General features: G+C 62.5%; 15 protein-coding genes. 8 read left to right on the top strand and 7 right to left on the bottom strand.

The features are described from left to right. Positions 1 to 110 precede the first annotated feature (110 nt). From GGR38_RS21710 to GGR38_RS21700, 3 genes are all read right to left on the bottom strand, one after another. The gene (locus tag GGR38_RS21710) at positions 111 to 1,601 is read right to left on the bottom strand and encodes an aldehyde dehydrogenase family protein (RefSeq protein ID WP_221227204.1); all 1,491 of its coding nucleotides are present in this window, start codon (positions 1,599 to 1,601) and stop codon (positions 111 to 113) included. A 60-nt stretch (positions 1,602 to 1,661) separates the two neighbouring features. After that, positions 1,662 to 4,019, bottom strand: coding sequence for a TonB-dependent receptor (locus GGR38_RS21705; protein WP_183628717.1), 2,358 nt, complete (start codon positions 4,017 to 4,019; stop codon positions 1,662 to 1,664). A gap of 111 nt (positions 4,020 to 4,130) precedes the next feature. After that, positions 4,131 to 5,432, bottom strand: a complete 1,302-nt coding sequence (locus tag GGR38_RS21700; protein ID WP_183628715.1) for a cytochrome P450 — start codon at positions 5,430 to 5,432, stop codon at positions 4,131 to 4,133. Positions 5,433 to 5,640: 208 nt separating this feature from the next. Here GGR38_RS21700 and GGR38_RS21695 point away from each other — a divergent pair, with 208 nt between their 5' ends. Next, entirely contained in the window at positions 5,641 to 6,747 is a 1,107-nt protein-coding gene (locus GGR38_RS21695; RefSeq protein WP_183628713.1) for an NAD(P)-dependent alcohol dehydrogenase, read from the top strand. Positions 6,748 to 6,766: 19 nt separating this feature from the next. On the opposite strand, the gene GGR38_RS21690 is transcribed toward GGR38_RS21695, so the two are convergent. After that, complete coding sequence (locus GGR38_RS21690) at positions 6,767 to 7,474, bottom strand: MerR family transcriptional regulator (protein WP_246405158.1); 708 nt, start codon at positions 7,472 to 7,474, stop codon at positions 6,767 to 6,769. A gap of 143 nt (positions 7,475 to 7,617) precedes the next feature. On the opposite strand from GGR38_RS21690, the gene GGR38_RS21685 reads away from it, so the two are divergent. Together GGR38_RS21685 and GGR38_RS21680 are read left to right on the top strand one after the other, a co-directional pair. Next, positions 7,618 to 9,303: a tetratricopeptide repeat protein gene (locus GGR38_RS21685; protein WP_183628711.1), complete on the top strand. Its 1,686-nt coding sequence runs from the start codon at positions 7,618 to 7,620 to the stop codon at positions 9,301 to 9,303. Beyond that, complete coding sequence (locus GGR38_RS21680) at positions 9,266 to 9,925, top strand: autotransporter outer membrane beta-barrel domain-containing protein (protein WP_183628709.1); 660 nt, start codon at positions 9,266 to 9,268, stop codon at positions 9,923 to 9,925. The genes GGR38_RS21685 and GGR38_RS21680 overlap by 38 nt, the downstream gene beginning before the upstream one ends. Before the next feature lie 75 nt (positions 9,926 to 10,000). On the opposite strand, the gene GGR38_RS21675 is transcribed toward GGR38_RS21680, so the two are convergent. After that, the gene (locus GGR38_RS21675) at positions 10,001 to 10,477 is read right to left on the bottom strand and encodes a MarR family winged helix-turn-helix transcriptional regulator (protein ID WP_183628707.1); all 477 of its coding nucleotides are present in this window, start codon (positions 10,475 to 10,477) and stop codon (positions 10,001 to 10,003) included. An 82-nt stretch (positions 10,478 to 10,559) separates the two neighbouring features. On the opposite strand from GGR38_RS21675, the gene GGR38_RS21670 reads away from it, so the two are divergent. Genes GGR38_RS21670 through GGR38_RS21660 form a run of 3 tightly spaced genes read left to right on the top strand, consistent with a single transcriptional unit; the run spans position 10,560 to position 13,186 of the window. Further along, positions 10,560 to 11,042 carry a DUF3237 family protein gene (locus GGR38_RS21670; protein ID WP_183628705.1) on the top strand — a complete coding sequence of 161 codons (483 nt, stop codon included), beginning with the start codon at positions 10,560 to 10,562 and terminating at the stop codon, positions 11,040 to 11,042. Continuing rightward, positions 11,043 to 12,728: a CocE/NonD family hydrolase gene (locus GGR38_RS21665; RefSeq protein ID WP_183628703.1), complete on the top strand. Its 1,686-nt coding sequence runs from the start codon at positions 11,043 to 11,045 to the stop codon at positions 12,726 to 12,728. Further along, positions 12,725 to 13,186, top strand: a complete 462-nt coding sequence (locus GGR38_RS21660; protein WP_183628701.1) for a DUF3237 domain-containing protein — start codon at positions 12,725 to 12,727, stop codon at positions 13,184 to 13,186. Before GGR38_RS21665 ends, GGR38_RS21660 begins: the two co-directional genes overlap by 4 nt. Here GGR38_RS21660 and GGR38_RS21655 read toward each other — a convergent pair. Both GGR38_RS21655 and GGR38_RS21650 read right to left on the bottom strand, forming a co-directional pair. Next, positions 13,171 to 14,520, bottom strand: coding sequence for a spinster family MFS transporter (locus GGR38_RS21655; protein ID WP_183628699.1), 1,350 nt, complete (start codon positions 14,518 to 14,520; stop codon positions 13,171 to 13,173). The two genes, GGR38_RS21660 and GGR38_RS21655, sit on opposite strands and share 16 nt — an antisense overlap. Further along, positions 14,517 to 14,924: a YybH family protein gene (locus tag GGR38_RS21650; protein ID WP_183628697.1), complete on the bottom strand. Its 408-nt coding sequence runs from the start codon at positions 14,922 to 14,924 to the stop codon at positions 14,517 to 14,519. Before GGR38_RS21650 ends, GGR38_RS21655 begins: the two co-directional genes overlap by 4 nt. An 83-nt stretch (positions 14,925 to 15,007) precedes the next feature. On the opposite strand from GGR38_RS21650, the gene GGR38_RS21645 reads away from it, so the two are divergent. Both GGR38_RS21645 and GGR38_RS21640 read left to right on the top strand, forming a co-directional pair. Then, on the top strand, positions 15,008 to 15,784 hold the full coding sequence (locus GGR38_RS21645; RefSeq protein ID WP_183628695.1) for an IclR family transcriptional regulator: 777 nt from the start codon (positions 15,008 to 15,010) through the stop codon (positions 15,782 to 15,784). A 122-nt stretch (positions 15,785 to 15,906) separates the two neighbouring features. Continuing rightward, positions 15,907 to 18,339: a TonB-dependent receptor gene (locus GGR38_RS21640; protein ID WP_183628693.1), complete on the top strand. Its 2,433-nt coding sequence runs from the start codon at positions 15,907 to 15,909 to the stop codon at positions 18,337 to 18,339. The last annotated feature ends 22 nt before the right edge of the window (positions 18,340 to 18,361 follow it).

The following is an 18,361-nucleotide window of genomic DNA, read 5'->3' as shown; positions in this document are numbered from 1 at the left end:
CCACCCCCGAACCCCACACCATCCCAGCCAACCTCCCACCACCCCCATATCGGGATTGCAAAGGGCCCCCGCCCTTTGCCCGCCGGAGGCAAAAAGCGGGGCGATCCCCATCAATCCCCCAGCAACGCCGTCACGGTCTTGGTCTCGGTATAGACCAACACGCCTTCCTCACCCACTTCACGCCCCCAGCCCGATTCCTTGACCCCGCCAAAGGGGGCCGAAGGGTCATTCACGCCATGGGTGTTGATCCAGACCGTGCCTGCCTGAAGCTTTTGCGCCGTCAGATGCGCGCGCGACAAATCGCGGGTCCAGATATTGGCGGCCAGACCATAGCGCGTGTCATTGGCGGCCCGCACGACTTCTTCGAGATCGTCGAAAGGCGTTGCGACCAGAACAGGGCCGAAGATTTCCTCGCGCACGATGGAGGCCTGCGGATCGGGATTGGCGAAAATGGTGGGTTCGACGAAATAACCGCGATCCGGCCCGGTGCCGCCGCCTGTTATCACTTCGGCCCCGCTTTGGCGGCCCTGTTCGATATAGTCCAGCACGCGCTGCTGCTGCTGGCGCGAGACAAGCGGGCCCAGCATCGTGTCGGGCGCTCGCCCATGGCCCAGCTTGAAGCTGCGCGCCGCGTTGGCCACGCCTTCCACCACGCGGTCAAAGACCGATCGTTCGACATAGAGGCGCGAGGCGGCCAGACACACTTGTCCGGAGTTGAAGAAGATCGCCAGCGCGGCCCCGATGGCCGCCTTGTCGAGATCGGCATCGGCAAAGATCAGCGAGGGCGATTTGCCGCCCAGTTCCAGCGTCACGCGCTTGAGGTCGCGCGCGGCGGTCTGCACGATCTGTTTGCCCACGCGGGTCGACCCGGTAAAGGCGATCTTGTCCACGCCGGGATGTTCGACCAGCGCCTGTCCGGCCTCATGCCCATAGCCGGTCACGACGTTGAGCACGCCTTCGGGCAGCCCGGCTTCCAGCGCCAGTTCGGCAAGGCGCAGCGCCGTCAGCGGGGTCACTTCCGAAGGCTTGAGCACGATGGTGCAACCTGCGGCCAGCGCTGTGGCCACTTTCCATGCCGCCATGGCCAGAGGGTAATTCCACGGCACGATCTGGCCCACCACACCGATCGGTTCACGCAGGGAATAGGAGTGATATTGCCGCCCATCGCCCGAGAAAGAATTGACCTGCCCGCCGATCTTGGACGCCCATCCGGCCATATAGCGGAAAATATCGACCGCCGCCGGAACGTCCACGGCCAAGGCATGATGCACCGCCTTGCCATTGTCATAGCTTTCCAGCAGCGCCAGTTCCTGCGCATTTTCCTCGATCTTGCGGGCGATGGTTTCGATGATCCTTGCCCGGTCCAGCGGGCGCATGCGCGACCATGCCGCGCCTTCAAACGCGCGCCGTGCGGCCCGCACCGCCTGATCCACCTCTGGCGCGCCGCCGGCGGGCACATGGGCGAAAATCTGGCCGGTGGCGGGGTCCTCAACGGGGATTGAGCGCCCGCTTTGGGCCAAGACGCGATCGGCGCCGATCAGCATGGTGGTTTCGGGCAGGCGAACGGAGATTTCAGGCGGGGGAAGAGTGTTGCTGTCCATGACATCGCTCCAATAAAAAAGTGGCCGCGCCGAGGGGGGCGCGGCCTAGGGGAGAACCGTTCAGTAACGGGCCGAAATGCTCAACCCGAAGGTTTGCGGTCGGCCGGCAAAGCGCACAGTGGTGTCGGTAATGCGCGTGGCGTTGGTCCAGTAATAGGTGTTGCCCAGATTGCGCACGAAGGCGGTCAGGCGATAGCGCTTGTCGGCAAAGGTCAGCCCTGCGCGCAGATCGACCAGCGTATAGGCCCCGATGGACAGGCCGCCATTGGCGCTGAGTTGCGCCGAAGGGGTGCGCAACGGATCGCCCAGCACGGCCTGCGTCGAGCTTTGATAGGTGACATTGCCGCCAAGGAAGGCGCCGGTTCGAGCATTAAGCAACCAGTCATACTGGCCATCGGCAACGATCTGAACCTTGGGCGTATAGGGGAAGGGGGAGCCGTCGAAATCGACCTGATTGCCGTAGGAGTCGTAATTGACGAAATGATCCTTGATCTTGGTTTCCAGATAGGTGGCCCCCAGACTGAATTTGAGGCCGCGCATGGGCGCCAGATCGACCTGAATTTCCGCGCCTTTCACCTGCGAGCGGGGCACGTTGACCAGAGCTTCGAGCGGGCCAAAGACGTTGGGGTTGGCAATCACGCGGCCTTTGAGCTGTTTATCGGCGTAATCATAGTAAAAGACTGCCGCATTGACCTGTGCCAGACGGTTGAACAGGGTCAGCTTGGTGCCCAGTTCATAGGCGGTGATCGATTCCTGCGTTACCGGGTTGAACTGATGTGAATCGCTGGCCGACAGCATCGGGAAACTGCCCGATTTATAGCCGCGGCTGACCGAGGCATAGAACAGCTTGCCCTTGCCCGGTTTGAAATCCACCCCTGCGCGCCACGAGACATTGTCTTCATTGAGCGTGTTGCGAACCTCGCCCACGGTCAGGCTGGAGGCAAAGATCGTGACGCAACTGTTGGGCGCGATGGTGATGGGCGAAAGGCCCGCGCCGCCCCGGATCGCATTCACCAGATTTTGGATACCCAGACCCAGCGCATAGCCGCGATCGGCGGTGCATCCGGCAAAATCAATATTGGTGTCGGTATAGCGAACGCCGCCGTGGAAGGAGAATTTATCGCCCAGATCATAATCAATATTGGCGAAGACAGCCTTGTTGACGTATTTCTGCCGCGCATACTGGCTGTAAACAGAGAAGGGTATGCCAAGCCCGGCATCGACGAAATTATAGGCCGGGGTCGATTGATCGTAAGGCCCGGCATCGTCCTGCTGATAGGTCTTCTCGCTGGAGAAATTGCCGCCCAAAATATAGGACAGCGTGTCCACCTTGCCCGCAAGGCGCAGTTCCTGCGAGATCGCGGTGATCTTGCCGGTGGTGTTATAGAAATAGTCGCGCAGCGAGGTGCCGTCGGGATCGATGTCGGAATCATTGTGATAGTCCGACCAACTGGTGATCGAGGTCAGCGTCAGACTGTCGTTCAGCTTATAATCGCCGCGCAGCGAGAGCTGATAGAACCAGTCATCGTGGCGCGGGCGCTGTTCCGGCGTCCAATCGGCCGAGCGATTGTTGCGCGGCGCGGTGGGATAGGTGGCCAGCGGACCAAGCCGCGCCGGATTGCTTAACGCCACAACGCCGATCAACTGGGCGGCCTGCCCGTCGCTCTTGTCGATAAAGCCATTGGCGTTGAACTGGATATGCAGCCGCTCGCTGGGGGTGAAGTCGAGCAGGATGCGCCCGGAGGTGAAATTGCGGTCGCCCAATTTGTCATTGCGCGTATAGCTGCGCTGCCATGCGCCACCCTGTTCCGTCCGCACCGCCACGCGGGCCTTGAGCGTGTCGGTGATCGGGCCGCTCAGAAAGCCGCCGCCGCTCACTTCGCCGAAATTGTTGACGCCAGCGTCCAGCCCGGCTTTGAAGGTCGAAGTCGGTTTGGCGGCGATATAATTGATGGCCCCGCCCGTGGCGTTCGATCCGAACAGCGTGCCTTGCGGGCCTTTGAGCACTTCGACCCGTTCAAGGTCCAGCGTGGCGCCCCGCGTCATGATGGAAAAGGGGGCCGCGACCTGATCCTGATAAATGCTGACCGTGGGCTTGGCGGCCAGGCTGGTGTCATAAAAGCCGATGCCGCGCAGAGTGTAGACCGGCGTGGCAAAGGCGCTTTCTGTAAAGTTGAAGCCGGGCACGACCTTTACGAGATCGCTGACATTGGTGACGCCCTGTTCGGCCAGCTTCGTGCCTGAGGCGGCCGAAACCGACAGCGGCACGGTGTTGAGCGACTCTTCGCGCTTTTGCGCGGTGACGATGATTTCCTGAACGCCGATATCGCCATTATGCGGCGCGTTCTGGGCATAGACGGGGGCGGCGACGGCCAGCGCAAACACGCTGGCAGCCTGCCGACAGGCAGCGATTTTCATGACTTTCTCCCTTGGTGGCCGCCTTTGATGCGGTCCTTTTTTCGGCCGGGCGGGGCGGCCCGCCTCACCCGGCAAATTCAGCGGCGAGGGGCGCTGCCTCGCCTTTGCCTATCAGCGCCGTTTGATGCGGATCGGCAGCGACTTGTAGCCGCCCACGAAATTGGTCTCGACGAAGCGCGGTTCGCCGGCCAGTTCGATGCTGGAAAGATGGGGCAGCAGTTCCTCGAACAGGACGCGCATTTCCAGCTTGGCCAGATGCTGGCCCAGACACATATGCGGGCCAAAACCGAAAGCGATATGCGGATTGGGCGAGCGGGTGATGTCGAAACGGGCGGCCTCGGCAAAGACTTCCTCGTCGCGATTGCCCGAAGGATAGCACATCATCAGCCGGTCCATGGCGCGGATGGTCTGGCCCCGCAATTGCGTATCCTCGGTGGCGTTGCGCATGAAATGTTTGACCGGGCTGGTCCAGCGGATCGCCTCATCGACCAGACCTTTGATGAGTGAGGGATCCGCCTGCAGCTTTGCAATATTCTCGGGATAGAGCAGCAGACCATGCAGCCCGCCCGCTGTGGAGGATGAGGTCGTGTCATGCCCGGCCGTGGCGATGGCAACATAATAGCCATTGGCCTCGTTGCGCGGGATCGTGGCGCCATTGACCTGCGAATTGGCGATCAGCGAGAGCAGGTCATCGGTGGGATTGGCGCGGCGCTGGGCGCTCAGAGCGTCGAAATATTCGTAGAATTCCTCCAGCGTAGCGGCCCACATCTTGGCGGCGGCCACCGGGTCGGCAACCATTTCGGGGCGCTGTTCCTCAGGATCGTGAACGCCGAAGAACTCCTGCGTCAGCTTGAGCATCCGCGGTTCATCCTCGGGCGGCACGCCAAATAGGCCCATGATGACCCGCAGCGGATAGAAAAGTGCGAAATCGCGCACGAAATCGCATTCGCCCTCAAAACTCAGCAATTTCTCGACGCTTTGGCGAGCCAGCACGCGGATCTGGTCCTCCAGCTTGCTGACCCGGTTGGGCATGAACCAACTGGCGGTCAGCGAGCGATAGGCGGCATGCTCGGGCGGGTCCATATAGGTCAGCGAGGAGATCAGGCGCAGCGAACCGCCGTTGATCTGCCGCATGAATTCATCCGAGGCGCGATCATTGAGGATCGGGTTGTGATCGGCATTGTGGAATAGCTTGGCGTTGACTTCGACCGAGCGAATATCGGCATGTTTGGTGACGATCCAGATCGGATCATAGCCTTCGACCTCGGCCACGCCCAGCGGCATATTCTCGCGCAGCCACGCGAGCGCGGGATAGATCACATCGTCATTGGTATAGGATTTGGGCGAAATCACGATCCGCGCAATGTCATGGGGAATTACCGGGCGCACGGCGGTTTCAAGCGTGGTGGTCATGGTGGTCCTCTCAACGCGTTGTTTTGAATTTTGCGTATGTCATATACGTAATACTGGACAGGTTCACTCGTCAATTCTATTAAAAGGTCGGACCAAAGCGGCGGGGGCGGCTCCAAAAGCCCGACTTTCCGGCGGCTAAGGTCCATCCGGAGGTGTGAATCGCACCGGGAATTGAATGACCCATATGAAAATGAATAGGAGGATGCCGATGAAGATAACCGCTGCGGTGGTGCGGACGGCCGGTGGCCCGTTCACGATCGAGACCCTGACCATGGATGAGATTGCGCCTGACGAAGTGCTGGTGCGTATTGTCGGCGCGGGATTGTGCCACACCGATCTGGTCGTGCGCGATCAGGTTTTGTCGGCCCCCTTGCCGGCGGTGCTGGGCCATGAAGGCGCGGGCGTGGTGGAGGCCGTGGGCGCGCAGGTGACGCATCTGGCTCCGGGCGATCATGTCATTCTTGGCTTTGCCGCCTGCCGCCAATGCGCGCAATGCACGGCCGGTCATCCGGCCTATTGCGAGCATTTCGGGCCGCTCAATTTCGGCGGTTGCCGACCTGATGGCACCGGCTGTCTGCATGACGAGGCAGGCAAGGTCAGCAGCCATTTCTTCGGGCAATCATCCTTTGCCAGCCATGCGGTGGCCGCCGCGCATAATGTCGTGAAGGTGGGCAAGGATGTTCCGCTCGAAATTCTGGGGCCGCTGGGCTGCGGGATCATGACCGGGGCAGGGACGGTGTTTCACGCGCTGGATATGCAGCCGGGCGAGACCTTGCTGGTGATCGGCGGCGGGCCGGTGGGGCTAAGCGCGATTATGGCCGCCCGCGTGCGCGGGGTGGAGCGCATCGTGCTGGCCGATCCGGTTGCATCGCGCCGCGCCATGGGGCTGGAACTGGGCGCCAGCGATACTATCGACGTTGGCGCGGGCGATATGGCCGAGCAATTGCGCCGGATCATCCCGCAGGGCGTCACCTGCGTGTTTGACAGTTCGGGCGTGGTGGCCGCAATTCAGGCCGGGGTGGCCTGTCTGGCCACGCGCGGCAGGCTGGCGCTGGTGGGCGTGCCGCGCAGGCTCGATGATGCGATCTCGCTCAACATTGTCGATATGCTCTCGCGCGGGATTTCGGTTTGCGGTGCCACCGAGGGGGATGCCGATCCTCAGACGTTCCTACCCTATCTGATTGACCTCTATCGCGAGGGACGCTTTCCCTTTGATCGACTGGTCACCACCTATCCGTTGGGGCAGATCAATCAGGCCATTGCCGATCAACATGCCGGGCAATGCGTGAAAGTGGTGCTGACAACGGCGGAATGAAGCGCGGCGATCCGCCGCTTCATTCCTTTGCGGGAGGGGAGCTGCGGATCGCATCGAAATGGCGAAAGAACGCCTGCTGGCGCAGCAGTCCGAAAAAGTCGAGCATCAGCGGCAGCGCCTTTTCGACCATGCCGGCTGCTTCGTCGACACCGATGCGGCCGGCGATGCGTTGCAGGAAAGTGGTGGCCTCCCAGCGACCGACAAAATCGGCGGCTTCGATATAAAAGCCGAGAATATCGGGCGTATAGTCAAGATTGCCATCAAACCCGGCCTTGCGCATCTCGCCCCAGATCCGCACGATCTGCGCGCTGGAAAGCGAGAGCATGTCGCCTTGCTCGGTCTCGATGATGGCCAGAATACCGATCCGCGCCAGCGTGCGCGCGTCCTCCTCAGCATGGGGATAATGGTCGAGCAGCGAGGCGATGGAGACCGGCGGCCCGTCCGCGCCCGAACGATGCGCGACCAGTTGCTCCAACTTGTCCAGCGCGCTGGCGCCGACCGTAGCTTGCGCGCCATTGCCGTCCATCAGCGCGCCGATCTGGGCCAGGGTCAGCCTGCTTTCCTGCTGCAACTGCCGGATCGTGATGATCGCGCTGACATGTTTCTCGCTGTAATCGGCAACATTGCGGTGTGGGCGGTCGGGTTCGGGAATGAGGCCGTGGCGCAGATAGACACGTATCGTCTCGCGGTGAACGCCGGTCCTTGTTTCCAGATCACGCATTTTCATGGGGGCGTTTAACCACTGTGGCGCGCAATGCGCAAACTAACATTCGTGGCGGTGGCCTATAATAAGGAGGTCACATTGCGGGCCTAGACTGATTTGCTTTCTGATGCTGGAATAGCCCTTCAAACCACTGGGGAAACGATATTTTGCGGCGCCATCCGATCCTTGCCACGCTTGCCTCTCTGTCGCTCTGCATGCCAGCCATGGCGCAGGTGGCGAACCATCCGGCGAGCGATATTCTGGTCAATGGCGCGACAACCCCGCCGGGCAAATGGAACCGGGCCGAAACCGACCATTTCGTCGTGCTGAGCGATGGCGGCGAGGCGGACTTACGGCGAACCGCCATCAATCTGGAAAAGCTGCAACATCTGTTGACCCGGCTGTATCACATCGATCAGGCCCATGACGAAGTGGGCAAGCTGACCGTGACCCTGTTTGGCAAGCGGAGCTTTTTCAAGGATTTGGGGCTGGTCAATGCGCGCTCGGCCGAAGGGCCTTATGGAGCGGGCCTGAGCGATCAGCGCTATTACGATCCGCGTGCGGATGGCGCGGTTCTGGCCGTGGCGCGGGCCGATCAGATCGTTGAGCTCAACACGCCCGAAGCGCGCGAGCGCGATTGCGACAATGCGATGGAGAACGATCAGGATTGCCTTGATGCCAACCGTATAAATCGTGAACCGGTTCCGCGGCCATGGGCGGCGGCGCTCTATTCGGGCGTCGCTCAGCATTTCATCCTGACGCATATCCCGTCTGCCTATCCGCGCTGGTATCTCGATGGCGTGGGGGCGCTGTTTTCAACCGTGACGATGCGCGGCGATGGCGCGGTCGATTATGCCGCGCCGCCGCTATACTACAAGCACGTGCTGCGCGCCTATGGAACGGTCAGGATTGGTGATGTTGTCACAGGCCGCTATCTGGAACCGGGCTATCGGCGGATGGTGTGGACGCCCTATCACGCATGGCTGACGGCGCATTTCTTCCTCTATTCGGGCCTGAAACCGGCGCGCCAGCGCAGCTTTTCCAAATATATGTCGGCCATCGCCCATGGCACGCCCATGGCGCAGGCCGCCGAGGAACTGGGCGATCTGCGCCAGCTTCAGCATGAATTCAACGTCTATCTGGAATCCTCGATCCTCTATGCCCGGTCCGACAAGGGCAAGGACCCGGGGCAGGACCCCATCGTCACCAACCTTTCGCCCGCACAAGTGGCGTTGATCGGGCCGCGCCTGCAAATGGATGCGCGGATTGAGGATGATAATGCTGCGCGCCGAGAGAACTGGCTCCACGGCTTGCGCACCAGTCTGGCCCAGGCCGGGGATGCCGCCGAAGCCCATATGCTGATGGCCGAGGCGGAATGCCGCGATGGTCATGACGACCTGTGCCTTCAACAGGCCGAGGCGGTGCTGGCCCGATCGCCCGACAATATGCTTGCTCTGGCTTGGAAAGGAATGGCTTTGGCCGACAAGGCCATCAACGAACCGGCGGACAAGCGCACGGGCGATCTGGCCTCCGCGCGGCAGATCCTGTTGAGCGCTGCGCCTGCCGACCATGGGGCGGCAATCCCCCAGATCGCCTATTTCCGCAGCTTTGCCAAGGCAGGGGAAGCACCGCCCCAGCAGGCGCTGATCGGCATGGTCAAAGTGACACGGATCAACCCCGCCGCTCCCGCACCGCGCCTCTATCTGGCAGAGGAACTGGTGCGCGAGGGCAGGAGCGATCTGGCTAAAACCATCATGCTCCCTGTCCTCTATGGCGGCTATGCCTCGCACGAACAGACTCTGGGCGCGCTTTTGCTTGGCGGCGCGGCGGCCGAGCAGGCCCAGCCGCATTGATCCGTTCGCCAGGGCCAATTGCCCCACCAACGGCATCGGCGCCACGGTCAACATCGACGACACCGCGCACAGCTTGGCCAACTCGATCATGAGCAATTCGGCAATCGGCCTGAATATCGTGGCACGGCGGGCGGCACGGCCATTATCGGCAGTACCGGGGCCATGGCCTGACGGTGGCGAACGGTTGATGCCGGTGGCGCTGGGAGGCGGGGTGGTAACGCCTTTCGTTGCGGGCCGGGTCTATCGCCTGTCCACAGACGGTTTTGCCGAGCAGGGCGGCGCGGCGGCGTTGCAGGGCGAGGCCCGCACCCGTTGGTCGGAAATGACCGAACTGGGCGCAAGTCTTGCCACGCCGGTTGCCGGAGGCCTTTCGGCGCAGGGGCGTGTGGCATGGCAGCATCGCTATGGGGCATCGCAGGGGCGAACCACGCTGGGCTTTGTGGCGGGCGGACAGAGCTTTGCTGTGAGCGGCGCGGATCTGTCGCGCAATGCGGCTGCCTTTGATCTGGGGCTGAACTGGGCGGGCGCGAAGGGCGTTGTGCTTGATGTGGGCTATCACGGTGTGTTGGGCGAACGGGGCGTGGACCATGCGGGCCGCGTGACGCTCTCGCTGAAGCTGTAATGGAGGATCGCCGGGTGGTTTGCGCCATTCGGCGATCAACTTGCCGTTAGTCGCGTTTAATGGGCTGATTCCGGTTCAGCAAGAATTGGGCTTTGAATTGCGCTGTTCAGTCACGCGCAGGGCGATCTTGCTCAGCGCCTCGTTAAGGAGGTCGCGCTCTGCCTCCGTGATGTCCTGGAGGATGGCGGCGAAATAGTCGCCCCGCATCTTGCGCGCGCGTTCAAACAGCGCTTGCCCCTCAGGCAGGACCGAAATGATCTGGCGTTTGCGATTGTGCTCGTTGCTGTTGCGCTCGATCAGCCCGGCCTCGACCAGGCGTTTAACGGCACGGCTGACCTCGGCCCGGTCTGAGTCGAAGGCCCCGCCTATGTCGGCCGCGCTGGCCGGGCCCACCGAGCAGATGAAGGCCAGCACCCGCCATTCGGCCAGAGTGAGCGCGAAATTTTCCTGCAATTGCTGCATCGTGGCGCGATCCATCATGCGAGCAAGCAGCAGCAGGCGATGCGGCAAATGGGTGCCGCCAAACAGATCCCAGGTACGTGGCAAAGTCATCGACCTACCGCTGCCAAAGCGGGCGGACAAATGCAACGGGAATCATGTTGACTAATCAACATATGGGGCGCATGACACGGGCATGACCCAATCCCACCCCTTTCTGCCCCAGCTCGAACATGCCTTCACCATCTCGATCGACCTGTCGCGGCCCTATTGGATCACCCCTCCGGCGCGGGGGGATACGCGGGCGGCGATCTTTGCCGCGCAGGGCGTGATCGAGGGGCCTCGCCTGAACGGCAGGGTGGTCCCCATGTCGGGCGGCGATTATCCGCTCTCGCGCCCCAACGGTGTGATCGATTTTGATGCGCGCTATTTGCTGGAGGCAGAGGATGGCGCGATCATCTATCTGGAAAACCGGGGCTTTCGCTGGGCGCGCAGCCCGGAAATCGCCGAAAAGATGCGCCGCAACGAGCCCGTTGGCTTTGACGATTACTATATGCGCGTAACCCCGCGTTTCGATGCGCCCGCCGGGCCGCATGAATGGCTCAGCCAGCATGTGTTTGTGGGCGTTGCGGAAAAAGTGCCCAATGCCAATCGCATTCATTACTTCGTGGTGATGTGAATGGCGGGCGGTTGGGTGGCGCCGTCTTATCCGGTTTTGATGCGCCCCGGCGTCGATCCGCACAGCGCGACACACAAGCCCCCCCTGCCGCCCACCAGTTTTGCCCGATGGAACGAGCGCGGGCTGACCATCGAGCGCAACCATCGCATCCGCCTGCGCGATGGAGTGGAGATTTTTGCCGACCTTTATCGGCCCGAGGGCGCGCAGCAAGGCGTGCCGATCTTGTTGGCATGGGGGCCTTACGGCAAACATGCGTTGACCAATCGTGTGTTCTGGCCGCGCTCCGGGGTGGACCCGGATTGGCTTTCCGATCTTACCGCTTTCGAGGCGCCCGATCCCTTGTTCTGGGCCGGGCATGGGGTCGGCGTGGCGGTGGTCGATCCGCGCGGGGCATGGCTTTCGGGCGGCGATTTTCATCATAATGGCGCGCAAGAGGCACTGGACTGCGCCGATGTGATCGAATGGCTGGCCGGTTTGCCATGGTGCAACGGGCGGGTGGGCATGACGGGCGTGTCCTATCTTGCTGCGATACAGTATCTGGTCGCGCCCCTGCATCCGCCCGCGCTGGCCGCGATCAATCCATGGGAAGGCTTTTCCGACTGGTATCGCGAATTTGCCTATCATGGCGGCATTCCCGAAACCGGCTTCCTGCCGCGCGCCTCGGACAATATCCGCTTCTCGCTGGGGCGGACCGAGGACACGCTGGAAAATGTCCGCGCCCATCCGCTGATCGACGATTACTGGCTGTCGAAATCCTATGATCTGGCCGCGATCACCCAGCCCGCCTATGTCGTGGCCAGTTGGTCGGATCAGGGGCTGCATCTGCGCGGAACGATCGAGGCATGGCGCCGGATGAGCAGCCCGCAAAAGTGGCTGGACATCCATGGCCGCAAGAAATGGGCGCATTACTATTGCCCCGAAAGCCGCGCCCGGCAGGCCGCCTTTTTCGAACATTTCCTGTTTGATCGCCCCACCGTTCTGGCCGCATGGCCCCCGGTGCGGATCGAGATACGCGAGCACCATGGCGCGCAGCAGGAACGGGCCGAGCAGGCATGGCCGCCCGCGCATACGGCCTATCGCGAACTCTTCCTTGATCCGGCGCTGGGCGCATTGTGTGATGCCGTGCCCCCGCCCTCAAGCCTGCGTCAGGACGCCGTCCATGGCGAGGCCCATTTCACCATCGCTTTTGACCGGCACACCGAAATCACGGGCCATGCCGCCCTGCGCCTTTGGGTGGAGGCCGAGGGCAGCGATGATGCCGATCTGTTCATCGCGCTGCAAAAGCTGGATGCCGCTGGGCAAGAGGTGGGCTTTACCTTCTATGCCTTTTATGAAAACGGGCCGATCGCGCTGGGCTGGCAAAGGGCCAGCCATCGCGCGTTGGATGAGGCGCTTTCCACGCCCGAACGCCCCGTGCACCGCCACCGCCGCGAGGAAAGGCTGCAACCGGGCGAAATCGTTCCGGTCGAGATCGAACTATGGCCCTTCTCGGTGCGGTTCGAGGCGGGCGAGAGTCTGCGGCTGGTGATCGCGGGCCACGATATTTATCGGCCTGAACCGGGCGCCATGCTGCCTTTCCCCCAGCATCAGGACACGCGCAATGCGGGCCATCATGTCTTTTATGGCGGCGGGGCCATGGCGTCGCTGCTGATCCTGCCCTTTATTCCCGCATCGGAGCATCCATGACATTGCAGCCCAATTTTGCTGATTGCCGCCTTGAGCATGTGTTTGACATCGAGGTGCTGTTTGGGGCGGATCGCACGCTGTTTGGTCCTTTGCCCGGCGGCGGGCATCAGGGCTATACGCCTGCCATCGGCGGTACGATCACCGGACCGCGCCTGACGGGCAGTGTGGTGCCCCATTCGGGCGCCGACTATGCCACCGCGCGTGAGGACGGCACCATCGAACTGCGCGCCCATTACCTGCTGCGCGCCGATGACGGCACGATGATCTATATCCAGAATCTGGGCTATCTGGTCCGCCCCCGCGCGGGCGAGGACCAGCCTTCCTATTTCAAGCTGACGCCCTATTTCCGGGTGCCGGTCGGGTCGCATGACTGGCTCAACCGCACGGTGATCGTGGGCGGGGGAGAGCGGCGATCCGACCCGGACCGCACGCTCTTTCGCTATTACGCCTTGGTCTGAGCGATCCGGCGCAATCCCGGCGCGGCGGCCAGAAAACACAACGCCGCCGCAAAGAACACCAGCACCGCCAGCGACAGCGCGCTTTGCAGCCCCTGCGCCGAAGCCTGCCGACAGGCGGCGGCCATGGCCTCGCCGGCGCCATGGGCGGGCATGCCTGCGGGGCAATCCACGCCATATGGGCCGGCATAAGCGATGCGCGCAGCCCGGTCCGAGGCAAAGCCGACAAAGACCGGACCCAGCCCCGAACCGATCAGCGTATAGAGCAGCGTGTAGAGCGCCACCCCGCTGGCGCGCATACGGGTGGGCAGGAGGTTCTGGATCATGCCTGTGGTCGGCCCGTAAAACAGCAGGAGGAACGCGCCCGCCACCAGCAGCAGCGCAAAGGCCGCGCCCAGCGAGGCGGCATGAAAGGCCAGCCAGTAGATCGGCGGCGCCAGCGTCAGCCCGAAGGCCGCGCCCCATGCGGGCCAGCGCGCATCGCGCCGCGCCAGCCAGTCGGTGCCGAAACTGCCCACGATCAGGCCGAAGGTGATGGCAAGGCCTGAAATCAGGCCGAAATTGGCCGCCGCCTCGCGCACGCCCAGATGATGGGTGCGCGCCAGAAACACCGCCAGAAATTGCGAGATCGAGGTCATGCCAAAGCCCGCCAGACTGCCCCCGGCGATCACGCAGAGCAGGGTGGGATTGCCCGCCACCTCGCGCAGGAATTCGCCGACCGGGGGCGCCTTGCCGCCCTTTGCTTCGGCGTCATAGCGCCCTCGTTCGGGTTCGGGCGCCAGCAGCAGAAGCAGGCCCGCCACCACAAAGCCGGGCAGCGCGAAGAGCAGAAAGGCCGTGCGCCAATGCCAGAGCATGGCAATATGCCCCGCCAGCATGGCCCCCAGCAACGTGCCGATGGGCGTGCCCAGCATCACCAGCGCAAAGGTCGAGGCGCGCTTTTCACGCGGGGCGATATCGGCCACCATCGAGGCGGTAGGCGGGACAAAGCCTGCCTCGCCCATGCCCACGCCAAGGCGGCTGGCGGCCAGCGCGGCAAAGCTGCCCGCCATGCCGGTGGCCGCCGTGGCCAGCGACCAGATGATGGTGCAGGAGGCAATGATCCGCTTGCGCGAGAAACGCTCGGCCAGCAGACCGATCGGCAATCCGGCCAGCGCATAGAGCGCGGCAAAGACCAGCCCCTGCAACAGGCCCAATTGCAGATCGGTGAGCAGAAGATCTGCCTTGATCGTCTGCGCCAGCGCGGAAAACACTGCCCGGTCGGCGAAATTGAGCGTGCAGGTGAGCAGCAACAGCACCAGCAGGACCCGGCGACGCGGGGCTGCGGGCGCGCTCATGCCGGTTCTCCGACAGGGCGATGGCGGCGCGACAGGGTGACGGCCTCGATCCTGCGGAACAGGCCATCCTGCATTTGGTAGAGGGCCATGCTTTCAATGGAATAGGTGTCGCCCGCCCGCATTGTACGGCCGGAGAGTTCGACACCGTCGCGCCTTGCCGTGAAGACCGAGGCCAGCGCGGCGGCAATGGCGCCATCCCCGGCCAGAGCGGCGCGCAGCGTCATCATCCGATGGAAATCCTCCCGCGCCTTGCGATAATAGGCCACAATCGCTTCCGCGCCGCGCAGAATGATGCCGGTTCCATTGCGCAACTCGACATCGGGCGCGTAGAATCGGCCATAGGCGGCCTCATCGCCCCGGTTGAAGGCGGCTATGTAGTTCTCCATGATGGCATGTGGCTGCATGGCGATCTGCTCTCCCAAAGCATTCTTGTCGAACCATCTTTGACCGCTTAAGTTGATAGATCAACATAATTCTCGGAGGCACGATGCGCGAGGTTCCATCCGGCGGTGCAGACAGGCTGGCATATCTGCTCAAACTGGTGGCCCATGGGCCGGACCGCTTCAGTCTTGGCGATCTGGCTGGGCGCGCACGCCTGCCCGCCAGCACGGTCCACCGTCTTTTGCAGGTGATGGTGCGGGCCGGGCTGGTCGAACGCGGGACGCATCAGACCTATCGGCCGGGCCGCGAATTCTATGCAATGGCCTCGCAACTGGTGGCGCGTTTCGATGTCATCCGCTCGGCGCGGCCCTTGCTTGAGGGGCTGGTCGAGCGCTGGCACGAGACGGCGGTGCTGTGCACCTATAACCCCACCGACCGCCGCGCGACCATTGCCGATGTGGTCATGACGCCCCATCCGCTGCGCTTTGCGGTGGAAAGGGGGGGTGAGATTCTCCTGCCCTGGGGCTCGCTGGGGCGGGCGATTCTGGCCTTTCTGTCGGGCGGAGAGATGGAGGCGATTATCCGCGAAACGCGCTTTGGCCCGCTGACCGGGCGTCCGCGCGATCCGCGCAGCGAGATCGAAAAAGGTCTGCGCGAGGTGCGCGAAGAGGGCGTTTCGCGCTTTTACGACCCCGATATCGAGATCGCGGGCATTGCCGCCCCGGTGTTCGGCGCCGAAGGGCTGGTGCTGGGCTGTATTGGCGTGACCATGCCGTCCAAACGCTATCTGCTCCATGCCGAGGATGATCTGGTGCTGGCCGTGCGCGAGGCGGGGCAGAGCCTGAGCGCGGCGGCGTCAATGGGGCAGGGCGGGGTGGGGTAAGAATTCCAAAATACGGAATAGTGGTTCTGTAAGATGGAAGATGCTTGAAAGTTGATTGCTCAACATTATCGTCTCTCCTCGTAACCCGGCGCCAAAAAAGCCGGGAAAAATGGGAGAGGGCAATGAACTACCGCAAGGGGAAGGTGCTCGTTTACACTTCGTCGGCTGCTCTGGCCATGGCGCTTTTCGGCGGCGCGGCCCATGCCGAAGAGCAGGCCACCAAGAACAATGCGCCCGAAATCGTCGTTACCGCGCAATTTCGCAGCCAGAAGCTGCAGGATGTGCCGATTGCTATCACCGCCGTCAATTCGGCCATGCTGGAGCAGCGCGGGGCCACCAATATCGCCGATATCGGGTCCAGCGCACCCAACGTGACGCTGCGCCCTGCGGCAGCCAGTTTCGGCCCCTCGGTCGTCGCCTATATTCGCGGCGTGGGCCAGCGCGACACCAATTTCGCGCTGGAGCCGGGGGTCGGCCTCTATATCGACGATGTCTATCTGCCCACGATGCATGGATCGCTGCTTAATCTGGTCGATCTGGACCGGGTGGAGATCCTGCGTGGGCCGCAGGGCACGCTTGCGGGTCAGAATTCGATCGGCGGGGCGATCAAGCTCTATTCCAAGAAGCCCGACGGCAATCCCGACGCCTATCTCTCGGCCACCTATGGCGCCTATAATCGCGTCGAAATCCGGGGCGGTTCCAATTTTACCATCGCGCCCGACAAGCTCTACATGCGCCTGACCGGGGTAGGGGTTCACAAAGACGGTTATGTCACCCGCTATGACTATGCCTGCACCCATCCGGGCAGCACAGTGCCCAGCTCCGTCACCGGATCGAGCTGCAAACTGGGCACCGAAGGGGGCAAAGATTATGTCGCGGGCCGCGCGGCCTTTCGCTGGACACCCGCCAGTTTCCTGACCGCTGACATTGCCGTGGACATCACCCGCGACAATAGCGAGCCCACGCCATCGACCCTGCTCTATGTGGGCCGCAACGCCAATCCGGGCTCGACCTTGACCGGCATCGCCAGCCCGCCTGCGGCCGCTTATGTGCTCAACGGCAATGTCTATGGCAATGCCACCGGATCGCCCTTCGTCAGCTATTCGCCCTTTGGCGCCTATGCGCAGGACACGTTCAGCAGCAGCCCCTATATCAATTACGAGAATTACACCGACACCGCCCCGCGCGACGGTTCGGCCCCCTGGCAGGCGCCGCTCAAGGCCGCGCTCAACACATGGGGCATTTCGGGCACGCTCAGCGCCACGCTGACGCCCAATCTGAAGCTGACCTCGATCACCGCCTATCGCCAGTTCGACGGCACCTATTCCACCGGCGACGGTTCGCCGCTCAACCCCTCGCTTCAGGCCAACAACATCTATAACAAGCAGTTCAGCGAGGAATTGCGCCTGTCGGCCAAGTTCGGCGATCTGGCCAATCTGACGGTGGGCGGCTTCTATTTCTACAAGCGCAGCCGGTATCAGGCGCGGATCGAGCTGACCACGCTCAATTTCATCGAGGATGATTCGATCCCCGCCACCAGCAAGGCGATCTTTGCCAATGCCGATATCAGCCCGATCAGGAACCTGACCGTGATCGGCGGCATCCGTTATACGGATCAGTCCAAGACGTTTTATTACGGCCGCTTTGGCGTGCCGGGATCATCCACGGGCGGCGCGGTGCCTCCCTCGCTGGCGGCGCTCAACGGGCTGGTCGGGGGTTTCAGCGGCAGCCGGTTCGACTATCGCGCCGCGCTGCAATATCGCTTCAACGATGATGTGATGGGCTATGCCCAATTCTCCACCGGCTTTCGTGGCGGCGGCATCAACCCTCGCCCCTTCTTTCCCGCCCAAGCCCTGCCGCACAGTCCGGAAAAGCTCAATGCCTATGAAGTGGGCCTGAAAACAGATCTGTTCGACCGCCGCTTGCGGATGAATTTCTCCGGCTTCATCAACAAATATACCGATATTCTGGTGACGGTGGCCAGTTGCCCGCTGCCCGGCGTTCCGGCCGCGCCCTGTTCGCTGCCGATCAATGCGGGCAATGCCACGATCAAGGGGCTGGAGGCCGAAATGCGGCTGCAACCGGTGCCGGGCCTGACCATCGAAGCCTCGCTCGCCTATCTTGATTTCAAATATGATTCTGTCAGCGCCGCCGCCGTCACCTCCGGCATCGGCACAGAAGACAAGGGCCAGTATATCTCGCCATGGCAATGGAGCTTTGCCGTGCAATATGACTGGAGCCTTGGCAGCATGGGGACCATCACCCCGCGCGTCGATGTCAACCATATCGACAGTTTCAACCGCAATGCCAACAATGTCGACGCCGCCACCGGGGGCAAGGACATTTTCGGTCAGGTGCCGGGCTATACGCTGGTCAATGCCCGCATCGCCTATCAGACCGCCGGCAAGGAATGGGAGCTGGCCGTGGAAGGGCGCAACTTGACCGACAAGCTCTATTACACCGATATTTTCGACAATCGCGGATCGACCAATTCGATCCAGGGCACGCCTGCCGAACCGCGCACATGGGCGGTGACGGTCAAGCGCCGCTTCTGAAACCGGGGCGCCGTGATCGGCG

The organism is Novosphingobium sediminicola, assembly GCF_014196525.1.
GTDB classification, from domain to species: Bacteria; Pseudomonadota; Alphaproteobacteria; order Sphingomonadales; family Sphingomonadaceae; genus Novosphingobium; species Novosphingobium sediminicola.
Note: the sequence above shows the minus strand (reverse complement) of the source record. Positions and strands in the feature narration are given on the sequence as shown.